The organism is Kitasatospora sp. NPDC001261 (assembly GCF_042896795.1).
GTDB lineage: Bacteria > Actinomycetota > Actinomycetes > Streptomycetales > Streptomycetaceae > Kitasatospora.
Map to the genome: position 1 here is coordinate 287538 of NZ_JBIAXP010000001.1, position 16398 is coordinate 303935.

The following is a 16398-nucleotide window of genomic DNA, read 5'->3' on the forward strand; positions in this document are numbered from 1 at the left end:
GGGCGGAAGAGTCGGCCTGTACGCCGGGTTCTGTCTCCCGGGTTGCTTGCGCGGCCCGGGGAGGCGGCCATCCATCTAGGGCTGCCGTTGCCGACAGCCTCGTGCGGTCCACCCGCGGACTCGGGCGAGCAGCCTTCAATCGTCCGCGCACGGCGCCCGAGGGCGCCGATCTTGACCTTGCTCCAGGTGGGGTTTACCTAGCCGGCCGGGTCACCCCGGTCGCTGGTGGTCTCTTACACCACCGTTTCACCCTTACCCACCACGAAAAGCGGTGGGCGGTCTGTTTTCTGTGGCACTGTCCCGCGGGTCACCCCGGGTGGGCGTTACCCACCACCCTGCTCTGTGGAGCCCGGACGTTCCTCGGCGGGTCTGGGACCCGTCGCGACCGCCCGGCCGGCTCTTCCGCCGTAGTGGTCATCGTAGCCGCTCGGGCGGCGCCTCCCGTACACCGGACCGGACGGCCGGCGCCTCGGCGCCGAGGCGGGCGGCCACCCGGGCCGCCGTCGCGCTCGCCCGGGCGGTGGTGGTGGCCAGGCCGAGGGCGAGGACGGCGCCGCCGAGGCCGACCAGGATCCACCAGCCGGCGTGGCTGGCCGGGGCGAAACCGGTCGCGACCGGTCCGACCACGGCCGCCGTGACGACCGTACCGATCACCGCCACGCCCAGCGACTGGCCGACCTGACGGCTGGTCGAGGCGACCGCCGCCGCCACGCCCGCCTGGGCGCGCGGCATCCCCGCGACGGCGGCGTTGGTGATCGGCGCGTTCACCATGCCGAAGCCGAAGCCGAACAGCGCGTACGCGACCAGCAGCAGGGCCGGCGGGGAGTCGGCGGCGAGCCGGGTGAGCAGCAGCCCGCTCGCGGCGAGGCCGATCCCGGCCGCGACCAGCGGCAGGCGCGGGCCCCGGCCGGCGACGATCCGTCCGGATAGCGGCGCGCAGACCAGCATCATCCCGGCCATCGGCAGCGTCCACAGGCCGGCCTCGACCGGGCTGTAGTGCCGGACGTCCTGGAGGTAGAGGGTGCTGAGGAAGAGGAAGCCGCCGAGCGCGGCGAACGCGCAGACCGCGGTGACGGCGGCGCCGGTGAACGGCACGCTGGCGAAGAACCGGGGGTCCACCAGCGGCTCGGCCACCCGCCGCTCCCAGAGCGGGAAGGCGATCAGCGCGGCCAGCGCGGTCGCGGCCAGGGTGAGGATCAGCGGGGAGGTCCAGCCGTTGGCCGGGCCCTCGATGATCGCGGCGGTGCCGCAGCCGAGCAGCACGATCATCAGCAGCTGCCCCACCGGGTCCAGCCGGCGCGGCCGGGGGGCGCGGGACTCCGGGACGTAGCGGGCGGTCAGCGCGATGGCGGCGAGCGCCACCGGGACGTTGATCAGGAAGATCGACGGCCAGCCCGCGCCGTCCACCAGGAAGCCGCCGAGCAGCGGGCCGAGTGCCATCGAGATGCCGACCACGCCGCCCCAGACGCCGATCGCCCGGGCCCGCTCCTTCGGGTCGGTGAAGGTGTTGGTGATGATCGACATCGCCACCGGGTTGAGCATCGAGCCGCCCACCGCCTGGAGCGCCCGGAACGCCACCAGCCAGCCCAGGCTCGGCGCCTGGCTGCACAGCAGCGAGCCGAGCGCGAAGCAGACCAGGCCGGTCTGGAACACCCGGCGGCGGCCGAAGCGGTCGGCCACCGAGCCGAACAGCATCAGCAGCGAGGCCAGCACCAGGGTGTAGGCGTCGATGATCCACTGCAGCCCGGACGCCGGGGCGTCCAGGTCCCGCTGGATCACCGGCAGGGCGATGTTCACCACGGTGTTGTCGAGTCCGACGATGAACAGGCTCAGGCAGCAGATCGCCAGGACGAGCAGACGGCGGCGGCGCCCGAGCGCGGGCCCGGGGGCGGGCGCGGCTGCGGCGGCGCGGGGCTGGGGGGCGGGCACGGGACCGATCCTCCCACCGCGGGGCGGGCCGGGGCGGGTGAGCCGCGCGTCCGGGTGGCGGGTGGCGTAATCCAGGCGGCGCGAGCGACGCGGCCCGCTAGACCGCCGTGAAGCGGACGGTCCGGGTGGCCGGGTCGGCCGTCGTCAGCCGGACGTCGATCACCCGGCCGAGCGGCAGCCCGTCCGCGGCCGTGTCGCAGCGGGCCCGGACGGCCGGGTCGCGCAGCTGGACGGTGCCGGAGCCGGGCCGCCGCTCGTCCACGTCGATGACCACGGCGGCGAAGTCCTCGCCCTCCCGGCCCGCGAGCAGTTCCGCCTCCACCAGGTCCACGCAGGCCCGTTCGACCTCCGCGGCGCGGCGGTCCCCGCCCGCCATCAGCGCCGGGACGGCCGGCAGCGCCTCGCGCACCCACTCCGGCACGTCCTCGCCCGCCGCCACCGCCGCGCACACCTCCTGGGCGAAGCGGTCGCCGAGGCGGCGCAGCGGCGCGGTGCAGTGCGCGTACGGGGCGGCGAGCGCGGCGTGCTCCGGCTCGGCGGGGGCGGGCAGGCCGCGGGACTCGTCGAAGGCGTGGTAGCCGGCGCCGCGCAGCAGGCCCGTACAGGCGTTGAGGAAGGCGGCGTTGAGCGGGACGTCCGGGTCGAGGGAGCGGATCAGCTCGGGGTACGGGACGGCCTGCGGCCAGTCCACGTCGAGGGCGGCGGCGATCCGGCGCAGCCGCTCGTACCCGGTGGCGGGCGCGGCGGGCAGGGTGCGCAGCAGGCCGACGCCGGCGTCGAGCATCAGGTCGGCCGCGGCCATGCCGGTGAGCAGGGAGATCTGGGCGTTCCAGCCGTCGGCGGGGCCGGGGGCGCGGTAGCCGAGGACGTAGCCGTGCAGGGTCTCCTCGACCTCCTGTTCGGGCACCGGCAGGCTGATCCCGCCGCGGGCGCGCTCCTGCTCCTCGCGCAGCCGTCCGACGGTCGCGAACAGGGCGAGCTGCTCGTCGGCGCCGCCGAGGTCCACCGCGCGCTCGACCGCGGCGTAGTCCAGTCGGCGGTGCGAGCGGACCAGGGCGCGGCGCAGGTCGGCGAGGACGACGGCGCCGTCGGCGTCCAGGTCCAGTTGCCAGAGCAGGGCCGGGCGGGGCTCGCCGGGCAGCAGGCTGGCGGCGTCCTCGGAGATCCGGGTGGGGTGCAGCGGGACGCGGTGGTCGGGGAAGTAGAGGGTCTCGACCCGGCGGCGGGCCTCGGTGTCGATCGCGCCGCCGGGGTGGACGAACGCGGCGACGTCGGCGATCGCGTAGTGCACCCGGTAGCCGCCGCCGGGCCGGTGGGCGAGGTGCACGGCCTGGTCGAGGTCGCGGGAGCCGGGCGGGTCGACCGTGAACAGCGGCAGGTCGGTGGCGTCGTACTCGGGCAGCCGGGGGCGCTCGGCCGCCTCCTCCGCCTCGGCGAGCACGGCCCGCGGCCACTCGGTGTGGACCTCCAGGCGGGTGCGGAGCTCGGTCAGCTCGGTGTTGATCCGGGCGGAGTCGGCGGCCTTGACGCGCAGTTTTCGGCGAGGCATGCACGCCAGGGTAGAGCGGGGCCGGGCGGTTCCGGGCCAGGCTCTGCCCGGGGGCGGCGTAAGCACTCGTACGGTGGGGGCAAGTGGCCGTGCACGAAGGGGGTTTGGGCGATGGGAGCGGTGAAGGTGGCCGGGGGTGCGGTGGCTGCGGTGCTGGGGGCGACGGGGGCACTGCACGCGGTGTGGGCGGTGACGCCGTGGCCGCTGGGGTCGGCGGAGGAGTTCGCGGACGTCGTGGTGGGGCAGGGCGAGGGGGTGCCGCCGGTGGGCGCGTGCCTGGCGGTGGCGGGGGCGCTGGGGGCGGGGGCGTACCTGGTGGGGGCGGAGGCCGGGGTACTGCCGCAGGTGGGGCCGCGGCGGCTGCGGCGGGCCGGGGTGCGGGTGGTGGCGGGGGTGCTGCTGGCGCGCGGGGTGGCCGGGCCGGTGGTGTTCGGCCGGGTGAGTGAGCGTTCGGAGCGGTTCCGGCGGCTGAACGTGCGGTACTACTCGCCGCTCTGCGTGGCGCTGGGGGCCGGGGCGGCCGCAGTAGGGTTGCGGGGTTCGTCCGCCACAGATTGTTGAGGAGTCCGCTGTGCTGGTGCTGTTGCCGCCCTCGGAGGGCAAGGCCGGGTCCGGGGACGGCGGGCCGGTGGCGCTGGAGCGGCTGTCGCTGCCGGGGCTGACGGCGGCGCGCGGCGCGGTGCTGGACGCGCTGGTGGGCCTGTGCCGGGGTGACGAGGACGCCGCCTCCGAGGTACTCGGCCTCTCCCCCGGTCTGCGCGGCGAGGTCGCCAAGAACTCCGGGCTGCCGACGGCGGGTGCCCGCCCGGCGGGCGAGGTGTACACCGGGGTGCTGTTCGACAACCTCGGCCTGGCCACCCTGGACGCCGCCGCGTACGACCGGGCCGAGCGCTCGCTGCTGGTCTTCTCCGGTCTCTGGGGCGCCGTGCGGATCTCCGACCGGATTCCGTCCTACCGCTGCTCGATGGGCGTCAAGCTCCCGCAGCTGGGGGCGCTCGGGGCGTACTGGCGGAGCGCGATGGCCCCCGTGCTCCCCGAGGTCGCGGACGGGCTGGTGCTGGACCTGCGCAGTTCCGCGTACGCGGCGGCCTGGAAGCCGGCCGGCGAGGTGGCCGCCCGGACCGCGACCGTCCGGGTGCTCCAGGAGCGGAACGGCAAGCGCAGCGTGGTCAGCCACTTCAACAAGGCGACGAAGGGGCGGATCGTCCGGGACCTGCTGGCGGCCGGGGCGGAGCCGAAGACCCCCGGTGAGCTGATGGACGCGCTGCTGGGGCTGGGCCACCACGTCGAGCTGGCGGCGGAGGGCACCGCGCGCAAGCCGTGGCAGCTGGACGTGGTGGTCACCGAGGTGCACTGAGCACCCCGGTGACGACGGGCCCTAGCGCAGGTGCGAGGTGTCGTTGAGCAGCCGCACCGAGGCGTTGCCGTCCGCGTAGTACTGGACGGCGCAGATCGAGGCGGCGGACAGCTCCATCCGGTACATCGAGTCCGGCGGGGCGCCGAGCGCCAGCCGGACCAGGGTCTTGATCGGGCTGACGTGCGAGACCACCAGCACGGTCTTCCCCGCGTACCGGGCGAGGATCTTGTCCCGGGCGACGCCGGCCCGGTGGGTGAGCGTGGTGAAGCTCTCGCCACTGCCGGTCGGCCTGGCCTTGGCGGAGCCGAGCCAGGCGGTCAGGTCGTCCGGGTAGCGCTCCCGCACCTCGGCGAAGGTCAGGCCCTCCCAGGCGCCGAAGTCGACCTCGCGCAGCCCGTCCTCGTATCGGACCTCCAGGCCGAGCCGGGCGGCGACGGTCTCGGCGGTCTGCCGGGTGCGGAGCATCGGGGAGGCGACGACCGCCTGGACGCTGCCGCGCGCGGCCAGTGCCTCGGCGGCCCGCTCGGCCTGCCAGCGGCCCTTGTCGGAGAGCTCCGGGTCGCTGCCGCCGCTGCCGGAGAAACGCTTCTCCGGGGTGAGCGGGGTCTCGCCGTGGCGCAGCAGGACGAAGGTGGTGGGGGTGCCGAGGTCGGCGGGGGCGGCCCAGCCGGCCTTGGGGGCGGCGGTCTCCAGCGGCGGCTCGTCGACGGCCGCGACCGCGGCCTTGGGCTTCGGCTCCCACTGGCGGCCGTCGCGGCCCGCGTCCATCGCCTCGTTGGCCAGCCGGTCGGCGTCCTTGTTCCGCTCGCGCGGGATCCAGGTGTACGTGACCCGGGCGCGCGGGAGGACGGTGCGCGCCTCGGCGGCGAGCGGCTGCATGTCGGCGTGCTTGATCTTCCAGCGCCCGGACATCTGCTCGACGACCAGCTTGGAATCCATCCGGACGTCCACCGAGGCGTCCGGGTCCAGGTCGCGGGCCGCCCTGAGCCCGGCGATCAGGCCCTTGTACTCGGCCACGTTGTTGGTGGCGTGGCCGATGAACTCGGCGGCTTCGGCGATGATCTGCCCGGTGTCCCCGTCACGGACCACCGCGCCGTAGCCGGCCGGCCCCGGGTTGCCCCGGGACCCGCCGTCGGCCTCGACGATGAAGCGGGCCGCCACCGGATCAGACGCCCGAGTCGGAGGTGCGGACCAGGATCCGCGAGCAGTTCTCGCAGCGGACGACCTTGTCGGCCGGCTCGGCCTTGATGGCGTTCAGCTCGGTGATCGAGAACTCGGTGCGGCAGCCCTCGCAGCGGCGCTGGTAGAGGCGGGCCGCGCCGACGCCGCCCTGGGTCTCGCGCAGCTTGGTGTAGACCTTCAGCAGGTCGGCCGGGATGACGGCGGCGACGGTCTCGCGGTCGCGCTTGACCTTCTCGGCCTCCCCGTCGATCTCGGCGAAGGCGGCGTCGCGGCGGCCCTCGGCCTCGGTGAGGACGACGGTGGAGTGCTCCAGGCGGGCGGACAGCTCCTCGACCCGGCTCTTGGCGCTCTCCTGGCGCTCCATGATCTCCAGCACGACGTCCTCCAGGTCGCCCTGGCGCTTGGCGAGCGAGCCGATCTCGTGCTGGAGGTTCTCCAGGTCCTTCGGCGAGGTGATCGCGCCGGAGTCCAGGCGCTGCTGGTTGCGGGCGGCACGGGAGCGGACCTGCTCGACGTCCTGCTCGGCCTTGGTCAGCTCGCGGGCGGTGTCGCCCTTCTGGGCCTCGGCGGCGACGACGAGGTCCTTGAGCGCGGTGTGGTCGGCGGTGACCTTCTCGATCTCGGCGTGCTCGGGCAGGCTCCGGCGCCGGTGGGCCAGCTGGTCGAGCTTCGAGTCGATGGCCTGGAGGTCGAGCAGGCGGTTCTGGTCGGCGGGCGCGGCGTTCAAGCGGAGAGCTCCTGTGAATCGGGTCAGGCGGTGAAGGACATGGGGGCGTGCGCGGTCCACGGGTCGGTGACCCGGTGGGAGACCTTGGTCTCCACGGCCCAGCCGCGCTTGTCGGCGGCGGCCAGCAGGGCCCGCTCGGCCAGGGTGAGCCAGGGCCACTCGGTGGCCCAGTGGGCGGCGTCGAGCAGCGCGACGGGCGACGCCTCCGCGGCCTCGGAGGCCGGGTGGTGACGCAGGTCGGCGGTCAGGTAGGCGTCCACGCCGGCCGACCGGACGTCGGCGAGGAAGCTGTCGCCCGAGCCGCCGCACACCGCGACCCGGCTGACCAGCCGGTCCGGGTCGCCGGAGACGCGGACGCCGGCGGCGGTGGCGGGCAGGCCCGCCGCCACCTGCGCGGCGAAGGCGGAGAGGGTCAGCGGGGGCTCCAGCAGGCCGATCCGGCCGGTGCCACGGCGGCCCAGCGGGTCGGTCGGGTCCGGCACCAGCGGGCCGGTCACCCGCAGGCCCACCGCCTCGGCGAGCGCGTCCGAGACGCCGGGGTCGGCGTGGTCGGCGTTGGTGTGGGCGACGTGCAGGGCGATGCCGTTGGTGATCAGCGTGTGCACCACCCGGCCCTTGAAGGTGGTCGCGGCGACGCTGGTGGTGCCGCGCAGGTAGAGGGGGTGGTGGGTGACCACGAGGTCGGCGCCCCACTCCACGGCCTCGTCGACGACCGCCTGGACGGGGTCGACGGCGAAGAGCACGCGGTTGACCTCGGTCTGAGGGTCTCCGCAGACCAGGCCGACGGCGTCCCAGGACTCCGCCCACTGCGGGGGGTAGACCTCTTCGAGCGCGGTGATGACGTCGGACAGTTTCGGCACCTGTCGAGACTACCGTGCGCGCGGGGGCGGTCGGGCCTCGGCCGTACGGCCGGGCGCCGGGGGAACGGTCTCGGCCGGGTCGCGTCGCGCCGGGTCGCCGCCGGTCCGCCTCCGGTACGTCCTCGGTACGTCCTCGGTTCGTCGTCGGTCCGTCCTCGACGCGTCGCGGCCGCGTCGGCCGGTGCCTCGCGGCCGTTCGGACACGGGAGCTGGGGGCGTACGGGTGCACGTCAATCTGCGACGAGAGGCGCCCGACGGGCCCCGCGCGCTCCGTACGCGGCCGCGCGCCGGTCGTCCGTTACTCACAGCAGGGTTCCCGTACGGGTTCGAAACCAGGCCTTTGCACCCTTACGAGTGAAGTGACCGGCTCTGCGTTGAGGCTTCGGTTGGCTCGAAAGTAACTTCACTTCTGCGAACAGGAGTTGCCCCGGCGGCGGCCACGACCAGGAGTCGGGCGGTGCCGTGCCGGGCCGGACGGGATCCGGGTGGGCACTCCCGTACCGGGGCGGTACCGCCGCCCCTTCCGGAAGAACCGATCAGGCCGGGCCGCCGCCCGGGTGCCGCGAGCAGTGGGCACCGGGGCGGCGGCCTCGACGAAGGGATGTGGTGGCGAATGGGGGCGGGCACATCGCTGCGTACGGCCGGGGACAGGGGATCGGTGGACCGCGGACCGGGTGCGGCCGGTTCGTGGCCGGAGGCGGAGCGGGCGGCACCGGCCGGTGCCGGAGGCCGGGGAGGCGGCGGTGACCGGGAGGTCACCGTCGGCGGCTTCCGGCGCACGGCCCGGCCCGCCGGGCGAGGGCCGGTGCCGCCCGCCGTCGGTCCGATCGGGCAGGAGGACTCCGCCGTCCTCGTGCAGGAACGAATCGCCGGGCCTCCGTCGTGCCGCGGCCGGGTCGCCGCCCGGCCGGGGCAGGCCGGCGGCCCGGCCCGCCCCGGCGCCGTGGACCCGTCCGGCAACGCGGGCCCGTCCGGCACCACAGGCCCCTCCGACCCGGCGGGCCCGTCCAGCACCACCGGGGTGAGCGGAGCATGAACGTGGCCACCCGAACCATGACCCAGACGCTGCGCCGGCTGAGCTTCACCTTCGCCGCCGACGGCAGCCACGCCGCCTGCCTCGCCTCCTCCGCCGACAGCGGCTGGTACGTGGAGAGTTGGCGACTGCCGCAGGACGGCGGACCGGCCGCGCCGACCGCGCTGCCGCTGCCCGGCAACCGCGCGGAGAGCCTGCGCTCACAGCTGGTCGCACTGCCGGACGGCTCGGTGCTGACCTGCCGGCACGACGGCGAGCGGCACGACCTGGTCCGCCTCTCGTACGGCGGGAACGGCGCCCTGGAACAGCGGTTGGGCTCGCTGCGGATGACCGGCCTGCGGGTCCTGCCGCTCCCCGCCCAGGCCGGCGCCGACCCGCGGACGCCGGTGGCGGTCGCGCTCGGCAGCGACACCCGCCCGGCGACCACCGCCTGGCTGGTGCGCACGGACGGCAGCGAGCCCGAACAGGTCGCCGAGATCCCGGGGTTGCACGGCGGCGGCACCTGGCTGGACCGTACCGGCACGCTGCTCGCGCTGGACCGGGTGAACGCGGGCCTGGTCCGCAGCGTGGTGCTCGACCTGCGCGCCGGCCGCACCTCCCCCCTACTGGAGATCGGCCCGCGGAGCAACGACCGCCTGGTGCTGTTCGACCCGGACAGCCGGTTCGCGATGGTGCGCAGCGACGCGCCCGGCACCGACCGGCTCGGCTGGGGCGTCCTCGGCGCCGGGGAGCCGCTGCGCTTCCCCGAGTGCCTGCACGTCGCGGGTATGTTCCTGCGGCCGGTCGCCCTGCGGGTGGCGGCGGACGGCCCCCGGGTCGCGGTGCAGATCGACCACGGCGCGGGGTCGGCGCTCGCGCTGTGGCGGCCCTCAGCCGGGCGGCTGGACCCGCTGCCGGTCCCGCCCGGGCGGCTCGGCGCGGTCGGCCACTGCGGCGAGGCGGGGCTGCGCGTGCCGTACTCCTCGCCCGACCACCCGACGGCGCTGGCCACCCTCGACGTCGACACGCTGCTGACGCACGGACCGCTCCCGCCCGTCTCCGGCCCGACGCCGCTCCCGCTCCAACTCGCGCCGCTGGCCTCGGGGTTGCCAGGGCCGTGGCGGGACACCATCCTGCCCTGGCAGCCCGGCGGGGTGCGCCCGGTGCGGACCGAGCCGCCCGGCTGGCGGCTCGACGGCAGCACCCCGCCCGGGGACGGCGGCCGCTGGCATCCCGCGCAGAGCCTCGAACTCGCGGGCCCGGCAGGCCCGTTGGAGGCCGTGGTGTACGGCGGGGACGCCTGGCTGAGCAGCCCGCACCTGGTGCTGGCGCTGCACGGCGGCCCGGCGGACGCCTGGCGGCTGGAGTTCGACCCGACACTGCAGCGGATGGCCGCCGAGGGCCTGGCGGTGGTGGCGCCGAACCAGCGCGGCTCCACCGGCTACGGCGTGGCGCACGCGCTGGCCATCCGGGGCGCCTGGGGCGGTCCCGACCTGGACGACGTCCTGTACCTGCTGGACGGCATCGCGGGCCAGCGCGCCGCCCTCGGCCTGGAGCCGCCGGCCCTCTTCGGGGTCAGCTACGGCGCCTTCCTGGCACTGCTGGCGGCCTCGCACGCGCCGGCCGAGCAGGTCGCCCGCTGCGCGGTGGTCGCGCCGTTCCTGTCCGGCGCCCGGCTGCTGGCCGAAGCGGCGCCCCCCGTACGGGCGTTGACCACCCGGCTGGGCGGCGGCGAGCAGGTCGCCGACGCCCGCGGACCGCGCGACGTGCTGCAACTGGCGCACCGGCTGAGCGCGCCGCTGCTGGTCGTGCACGGCAACCGGGACGAGGTCGTACCGGTGAGCCAGTCCCGCTCGCTGCGGCACGAGTTGCTGCGGATCGGCCGGGTCGAGGGCGAGGACTTCCGGTACGTCGAGGCGGCCGGCTCCGGGCACGAGGTGCTCGCCGACGAGGGCGCCGCCGTCCTGCACGAGCTGCTGGCCACGTTCCTGCGGACCGGCCGCCCGGGCTGACCCGCCGCCCGGTGCCGTCCCGGACACCAAGCTCGGGCACCGAGCCCAGGCGCCAGGCCCAGACGTCAGCCCCGGGCGGCCTCGACGCCGCGCTAGGCGATCCGAGTGAACTCTCCGCAGGTGGGCGCCACTTGTCGGCCTTGGTACGGACCTGCCCGTCCCCCGCCCCGGCCGTGCTGCCGGACCGGGCGGCCCGCCGTCCGGACACCGACGCCGAGGAGCGGGTCGAACGGGCCTCCGCCGCACACGCGGGGACACTGATGATCGCCGATGATCGTTGCGCGCCGCATCAGTTCCGCACCGCGGGCGGACCCGGCTGCCGCCGCCGGACGGCGGGCGCGGGCCGCCGGCCCGGCGCGGCGGTCTCCGGGCGCCCTCCCCGCGCCACCGCGAGCCGGTCGGCCGCCGGCCCGGTTCCGGGCCCGGGACCAGCGCGGGACTCGCGTCATGATCTCGATAGGATCTCGTCCGTCCCGGCCGTTATGGTGACCGGGGCACGGGCCGCGATCACCGGCTACGGGCGCGTACCGGGCGCCCGATCGGGGACCAGACCGTGCGCCACCGGCGCCGGCCGGGCGCCGATGACCTGCACCCTCCGCACGGAAAAGACGATTCTCATGTCCGACACCCTCACCGACACCACCGGACCCGCGGTTACCGGGACCGACGCCGACGAGAAGACGGCCAAGGACACCGCGTCGCACGGCCGCCACCGCGGTGGCTCCGCCGCCGACGACAGCCCGGAGTCCGACCCGCACGGCCGCCACCGTGCGGCCGGGGCGCTGGGCTGACCGCACCACCACCAGGGCACCGCGTACGAGGGCCCGCCGGGAGGGCACGGACTCCCCCGGCGGGCCCTCGGCTTTCCCGAAGCCTCCGCCCGAAGTCTCCATGCGAAGCCTCCGCCCGAAGCCTCTGTGCGAAGCCCCGAGCAGCGCCCCGGCCGCGGCCCGCCCTCAGCCCAGCGTCACGACCGTCCGCAGCGCCTCGCCGCTCCGCATCTGCGCGATCGCCTCGTTGACGTCCGCGAGCCCCACCCGGTGGGTGACCATGCCGTCGAGGTCGATCCGCCCGGCCCGCCAGAGGTCCACGACCAGCCCGATGGTGCGCGCCACCGTCGCCCCGCCGTAGAGCGAGGGCAGCAGGCGCTTCTCGTTGAAGAACAGCTCGCCCATGGTGAACTGCGCGAGGTCGTCCTGCGCGCCCGCGCCGATGACGACCACCGCGCCGCCGCGCCGGGCGGCCTCGTAGCCGGCCCGGACGGTGGCCGCGCGGCCGACCGCCTCGAAGACGTAGTCGAAGCCGCCGCCGGGCAGCTTCTTGGCCGTCGCCTTCAGCTCCTCGGGCGCGATCGCCTCGGTGGCGCCGAACGCCAGGGCGCGCTCGCGGCGCGAGGCCACCGGGTCGACGACGGTGATCCGGCCGGCTCCGCAGACCCGGGCGCCCTGCACGGTGGCCACGCCGACCCCGCCCGCGCCGATCACCGCGACGGAGGCGCCGGGCTCGACCCGGGCGGTGTTCACTGCGGCGCCGATGCCCGTGGTCACGCCGCAGCCGATCAGCGCGGCGGCCTCGTACGGGAGGTCGTCGGGCACCTTGATGACGGCGTTCGCCGCGACCACGACCTCTTCGGCGAAGGCCCCGGTGCCGTAGAAGCCGGAGGCGCTCAGCCCGCCCTCGGCGATCCGGAAGCCCGGGGCGCCGAGGCTGCGCAGGCTGGCGATGCAGAGGTGGCCGCGGTCCCGGCGGCAGTGGTCGCAGCGGCCGCAGGGGGCCATCCAGCAGAGCACCACGCGGTCACCGGCGGCGAGGCCGGTGATGCCCTCGCCGACCTCCAGCACGTCCCCGGCGCCCTCGTGCCCGGGGACGAACGGCGCGGGCTGCGGCAGGACGCCGCTCATCGCGGAGAGGTCCGAGTGGCAGAGGCTGGCGGCGCGCATCCGGACCCGTACGGTGCCCGGCCCGAAGCCCACGGCCGTCACGTCCTCGCGGACGTCGAGGGTCTCCTGGCCGGTCTTGTGCAGGACGGCTGCGCGCATGGGTGCTGCTCCCGGGGTGCCTGGTGTTCCTCGGATCGGCGGTCGGGCCGATTCTGGCACGGGCGGCGCGACGCGACTAGAACGCGTTCCACAACAACCGGCCGGCGGAACTGTACGAATTCACTGTCCTTCCACCGCTGCGACACGCCATGATCACCACCGTGTCGACACCCCTTCCGACGTCCCCGCCCGCGCCCTCGCAGGCCTCCCCCGAGCAGCCCGCCCACGGCGCGTCCTGCCCCCGCTGCGCCGCCGAGCTGACCGCCGACCCGCGCTTCACCGCCTGGTGCCCGGCCTGCGACTGGAACCTGTCCCCCGGTCAGGACGGCGCTCCCGCGCCCACCCGGCGCGAGCGGGCGGCGGCCGACCGCACCGACCGGCTGTTCGAGGAGCAGGCCGCCGGCGGCGACTCCCCGACCGCCCGCCGCGACTGGCTGCTGGCCTCCGCCGCCGCCGGCCTGGTCCACCTGGTCACCGTCGGCCTGCTCTGCCTGGCGGTCTGGCTGCTCGTCACCGGGAGCACGGTGCAGCGCTGCGCGGGCGTGGTGGCGCTGGTGGTCGCGGTCGCGCTGCGGCCCCGGTTCGGCCGGGTGCCGCGCGACCAGAACGTCCTCGACCGCGCCTCGGCCCCGGCCCTGTACGGGCTGGCGGACCGGGTGGCCGCCGAGCTGGGTGCCGCGCCGGTGGCCGTCATCCGGGTCACCGACGAGTTCAACGCCTCCTACGGGCTGGTCGGGCTGCGCCGCCGTCCCGTCCTCGAACTGGGCCTGCCGTTCTGGGAGGTGCTGGACGACCGGCAGCGGATCGCCCTGCTCGGCCACGAGTTCGGCCACCACGTCAACGGCGACCACCGCCGCTCGCTCTGGCTGCACAGCGCGGTCTCGGCGCTCGCGGCCTGGTACGGCATGGTCCGGCCCGACCGGCCGGGCCGCGCGCACGGCGACGAGCTCTCGCTGCTGATCCGGATCGGCGCGCTGGTCGGCGCGGTCGTCCTGCGGGCCGTCGCCTGGCTGCTGCTCCAGGGCCTCTACCTGTTCGACCGGCTCACCTCCCGCGCCGGGCAGCAGGCCGAGTACCGCGCGGACGCCCTCGCCGTCCGGGTCGGCGGCAGCGAGGCGGCCGGCGGGATGCTCGCGACGCTCCTGCTGTTCGGCCCGGTATGCACCGCCGTGGGCCGGATCCGCGCCGAGGAGCGCCGGCGCCCCCGGACGGTCCGCCGCGGCCGCGGCCGGGGCCCGGAGCGGCCCGAACAGCCCGAACAGTCCGAGCGGCCGAAGCCGCCCGCCCCGGAACTGCTCTGGGAGCGGCTGCGCGAGCACCTCGGCTCCGTCCCCGCCACCGAGCACGAGCGCCTGCTGCGGCTCAGCGCCCGTGACCACGCCGCCGTGGACTCCACCCACCCTCCGACCCACCTGCGGATCGCCCTGGTCGAGCGCGCCGAGGCCCGGCCGGCCGCCGTCACCGCCACCCCCGCCGAGGTCGGGGCGATCGCCGCCGAGCTGGCCCCGCACCGCGCCCGGATCGCCGCCGACCTGCTCGCGGGCTGACCGCGGCCCGATCGACGCACGGCACCGGTCGGCGCCGGCCGCCCCGGCGGCGCCGCTACCGCTACCGTCGAGTAGGGTCCGTGCACGTCCGCCCGCGTCCCGACCCCCCGAGGAGCACCGCATGTCCGACCTGCTGCTGAGCGCCGAGCCGGCACCCGAGGTGCTGGCGGCGTTCGAGGAGGCCACCGGGTTCATGCCGGTGGACGAGGGGCTCGCGCTGTACGCGGCGGCGGTGGAGGCGGCCCGGAGCACCGGGCTGCCGGTGCTGGAGATCGGCACCTACTGCGGCCGCTCGGCGATCCTGCTCGCGGCGGCGGCCCGGGAGGCGGGGACGGTCGCGCTGACCGTCGACCACCACCGCGGCTCGGAGGAGCAGCAGCCCGGCTGGGAGTACCACGACCCGACCCTGGTCGACCCCGAGGTCGGGCTGATGGACACCCTGCCGCGGTTCCGCCGCGCCCTGCACGCCGCCGGGCTGGAGGAGCACGTGGTGGCGCTGGTCGGCCGCTCGCCGCGGATCGCCGCGCTGTGGGGGCGCCCGCTGGGCCTGGTGTTCATCGACGGCGGGCACACCGACGAGCACGCGACCGGCGACTACGAGGGCTGGGTGCCGCACCTGGCGCCGGAGGGCCTGCTGGTGGTGCACGACGTGTTCCCCGACCCGGCGGACGGCGGCCAGGCCCCGTACCGGGTGTACCTGCGGGCGCTGGCCGAGGGCTTCGAGGAGGTCTCGGTGACCGGCTCCCTGCGCGTCCTGCGCCGCGCCGCGCGGTAGGACATCTGTTCGCTCCCGGGGTCCCGCGCCGATGCTCTAACGTCGTGCCGGGGCTGCCGGGCAGGGGTTCGAACGGTACGGTGGCCGCGCAGCACCAGGCAGAGCATCGGCGGACGGTGGGGGCCAGCAGCGACATGACGGACCAGCAGAACAGCGCTCCGGCGGTCTGGGACCCGACCGCGCGCGGCGGCGCCGGCGGCTGGGTGCGCGGCCCGCAGCGCCCGGCCGACGCGCAGCCCGTCCCCGAGGCGCCCGCCACCCCCCAGCCTCCCGCGGCCCCGCAGCCCACGGCCCCGCAGTCCGCCGCCCAGCCCGGTCCGATGGCCCCGCCGCCCTCGCCCGGCGCCGTCGGCGACCAGGGCCCGCCGCTGGGCGCCCGCCCGTACCTGGCCGCCTCGCCCGGCTACGACCCGCCGACCGCCCGGCTGTTCCCCGGCGCCGCCCCGCCGCCCCCGGCCGCCCCGCCGGCGTCCGCGCCGTTCCCCTCCCACGCGGGTCCGCCGTCCCACGCCCCGCAGCAGGAGACGCAGCAGACCCCCGGCTACGACTACCTCCTGCAGCCGCCCGCCGCCCCGCCGCAGTCCCCGTACGGCGCCCAGCCCCCGTACGGCAGCCCGCTCCCCTACGGCGCCCAGCCCGACTACCCGACCGGGACCGCCCACGGGGACGACGAGGACCGGCCGACCAACCGCAGGGCCCCGCTGCTGATCGGCTTCGCGCTGCTCCTGGTGCTGGCGGTCGGCGGCGGCCTGCTGTTCGCCCTGCGGGGCGGCGGCGACAAGGACGGCCAGGCCGCGCCCGCCCCGGCCTCGGCCCCGGCGACCGGCGCGGAGAACCCGCCGCCCGCGACCGCGCCCACGGGTGCGGACGGTGCGCCGAGCGCCGCCGCGAGCGCGTCCGGCTCGCCCGCCGGTACGCCGTCGCCGAGCTCGACCGCTCCCGGTCCGGGCGCCAAGGCTCAGGCCCAGGCGCTGGACGGCCTGCTCAGCGAGGGCGAGAGCGCCAAGGCCCCGATCGGCAGCGCCGTCGCCAAGGTGACCAGCTGCCCGCCGAAGGCCGACATCGAGAGCGCCGCGCAGGACTTCGACAACGGCGCGAGCCAGCGGACCGCCCTGCTGGCCAAGCTCTCCCAACTGAGCGTCACGGACGTGCCGGGCGGCGCGGACGCGGTGAACTCCCTGAAGTCCGCCTGGCAGTTGTCCGCCGACATAGACAAGGCATACGCGAGCTGGGCGCGCGCCGTCGCCGCCCAGGGCTGCACCGGCCGGGCCCCGGCCACCGCCGACAAGAAGCACGCGGACGAGCTCAACCCGCAGGCGACGCAGGCGAAGACGGACTTCATGACGAAGTGGAACGCGATCGCGAAGAGCTACGGCCTGACTCCGCGCACCCAGGACAGGATCTGACCG

General features: G+C 76.2%; 13 protein-coding genes and 1 other RNA gene. 7 read left to right on the plus strand and 7 right to left on the minus strand.

What is annotated here, in order from left to right; translation table 11 throughout:
• Window positions 1-3 precede the first annotated feature (3 nt).
• The 3 genes from rnpB to ACFY4B_RS01300 form a co-directional block, all read right to left on the minus strand.
• Window positions 4-401, minus strand: an RNA gene (gene rnpB, locus ACFY4B_RS01290) — RNase P RNA component class A.
• Window positions 402-414: 13 nt separating this feature from the next.
• Complete coding sequence (locus ACFY4B_RS01295) at window positions 415-1929, minus strand: MFS transporter (protein ID WP_375874054.1); 1515 nt, start codon at window positions 1927-1929, stop codon at window positions 415-417.
• Window positions 1930-2026: 97 nt separating this feature from the next.
• Complete coding sequence (locus tag ACFY4B_RS01300) at window positions 2027-3478, minus strand: RNB domain-containing ribonuclease (RefSeq protein WP_117487492.1); 1452 nt, start codon at window positions 3476-3478, stop codon at window positions 2027-2029.
• A gap of 111 nt (window positions 3479-3589) precedes the next feature.
• On the opposite strand from ACFY4B_RS01300, the gene ACFY4B_RS01305 reads away from it, so the two are divergent.
• Both ACFY4B_RS01305 and yaaA read left to right on the plus strand, forming a co-directional pair.
• On the plus strand, window positions 3590-4039 hold the full coding sequence (locus ACFY4B_RS01305; protein WP_387966169.1) for a DUF3995 domain-containing protein: 450 nt from the start codon (window positions 3590-3592) through the stop codon (window positions 4037-4039).
• Window positions 4040-4049: 10 nt separating this feature from the next.
• Complete coding sequence (yaaA, locus tag ACFY4B_RS01310; RefSeq protein WP_387966170.1) at window positions 4050-4835, plus strand: peroxide stress protein YaaA; 786 nt, start codon at window positions 4050-4052, stop codon at window positions 4833-4835.
• A 21-nt stretch (window positions 4836-4856) separates the two neighbouring features.
• On the opposite strand, the gene ACFY4B_RS01315 is transcribed toward yaaA, so the two are convergent.
• From ACFY4B_RS01315 to ACFY4B_RS01325, 3 genes are read right to left on the minus strand one after another with little or no spacing between them, the layout of a single operon-like run.
• Entirely contained in the window at window positions 4857-5996 is a 1140-nt protein-coding gene (locus tag ACFY4B_RS01315) for a bifunctional RNase H/acid phosphatase (protein ID WP_387966171.1), read from the minus strand.
• A 4-nt stretch (window positions 5997-6000) separates the two neighbouring features.
• A complete protein-coding gene (locus ACFY4B_RS01320; RefSeq protein WP_049659174.1) occupies window positions 6001-6744 on the minus strand; it encodes a zinc ribbon domain-containing protein in 744 nt (247 codons plus the stop codon).
• Window positions 6745-6767: 23 nt separating this feature from the next.
• On the minus strand, window positions 6768-7604 hold the full coding sequence (locus ACFY4B_RS01325) for a Nif3-like dinuclear metal center hexameric protein (RefSeq protein WP_049659175.1): 837 nt from the start codon (window positions 7602-7604) through the stop codon (window positions 6768-6770).
• A 1038-nt stretch (window positions 7605-8642) separates the two neighbouring features.
• Here ACFY4B_RS01325 and ACFY4B_RS01330 point away from each other — a divergent pair.
• Window positions 8643-10628 carry an alpha/beta hydrolase family protein gene (locus ACFY4B_RS01330; RefSeq protein ID WP_387966172.1) on the plus strand — a complete coding sequence of 662 codons (1986 nt, stop codon included), beginning with the start codon at window positions 8643-8645 and terminating at the stop codon, window positions 10626-10628.
• Window positions 10629-11245: 617 nt separating this feature from the next.
• Window positions 11246-11419, plus strand: a complete 174-nt coding sequence (locus ACFY4B_RS01335) for a hypothetical protein (RefSeq protein ID WP_158077660.1) — start codon at window positions 11246-11248, stop codon at window positions 11417-11419.
• A gap of 165 nt (window positions 11420-11584) precedes the next feature.
• On the opposite strand, the gene ACFY4B_RS01340 is transcribed toward ACFY4B_RS01335, so the two are convergent.
• Window positions 11585-12667 (minus strand): alcohol dehydrogenase catalytic domain-containing protein, encoded by a 1083-nt coding sequence (locus ACFY4B_RS01340; protein WP_387966173.1) that lies wholly within the window; start codon window positions 12665-12667, stop codon window positions 11585-11587.
• A 161-nt stretch (window positions 12668-12828) separates the two neighbouring features.
• Here ACFY4B_RS01340 and ACFY4B_RS01345 point away from each other — a divergent pair, with 161 nt between their 5' ends.
• From ACFY4B_RS01345 to ACFY4B_RS01355, 3 genes are all read left to right on the plus strand, one after another.
• The gene (locus ACFY4B_RS01345; protein WP_387966174.1) at window positions 12829-14214 is read left to right on the plus strand and encodes a M48 family metalloprotease; all 1386 of its coding nucleotides are present in this window, start codon (window positions 12829-12831) and stop codon (window positions 14212-14214) included.
• A 121-nt stretch (window positions 14215-14335) separates the two neighbouring features.
• The gene (locus ACFY4B_RS01350) at window positions 14336-14989 is read left to right on the plus strand and encodes a class I SAM-dependent methyltransferase (RefSeq protein ID WP_375874062.1); all 654 of its coding nucleotides are present in this window, start codon (window positions 14336-14338) and stop codon (window positions 14987-14989) included.
• Window positions 14990-15123: 134 nt separating this feature from the next.
• On the plus strand, window positions 15124-16395 hold the full coding sequence (locus tag ACFY4B_RS01355; RefSeq protein ID WP_387966175.1) for a hypothetical protein: 1272 nt from the start codon (window positions 15124-15126) through the stop codon (window positions 16393-16395).
• Window positions 16396-16398: the final 3 nt, after the last annotated feature.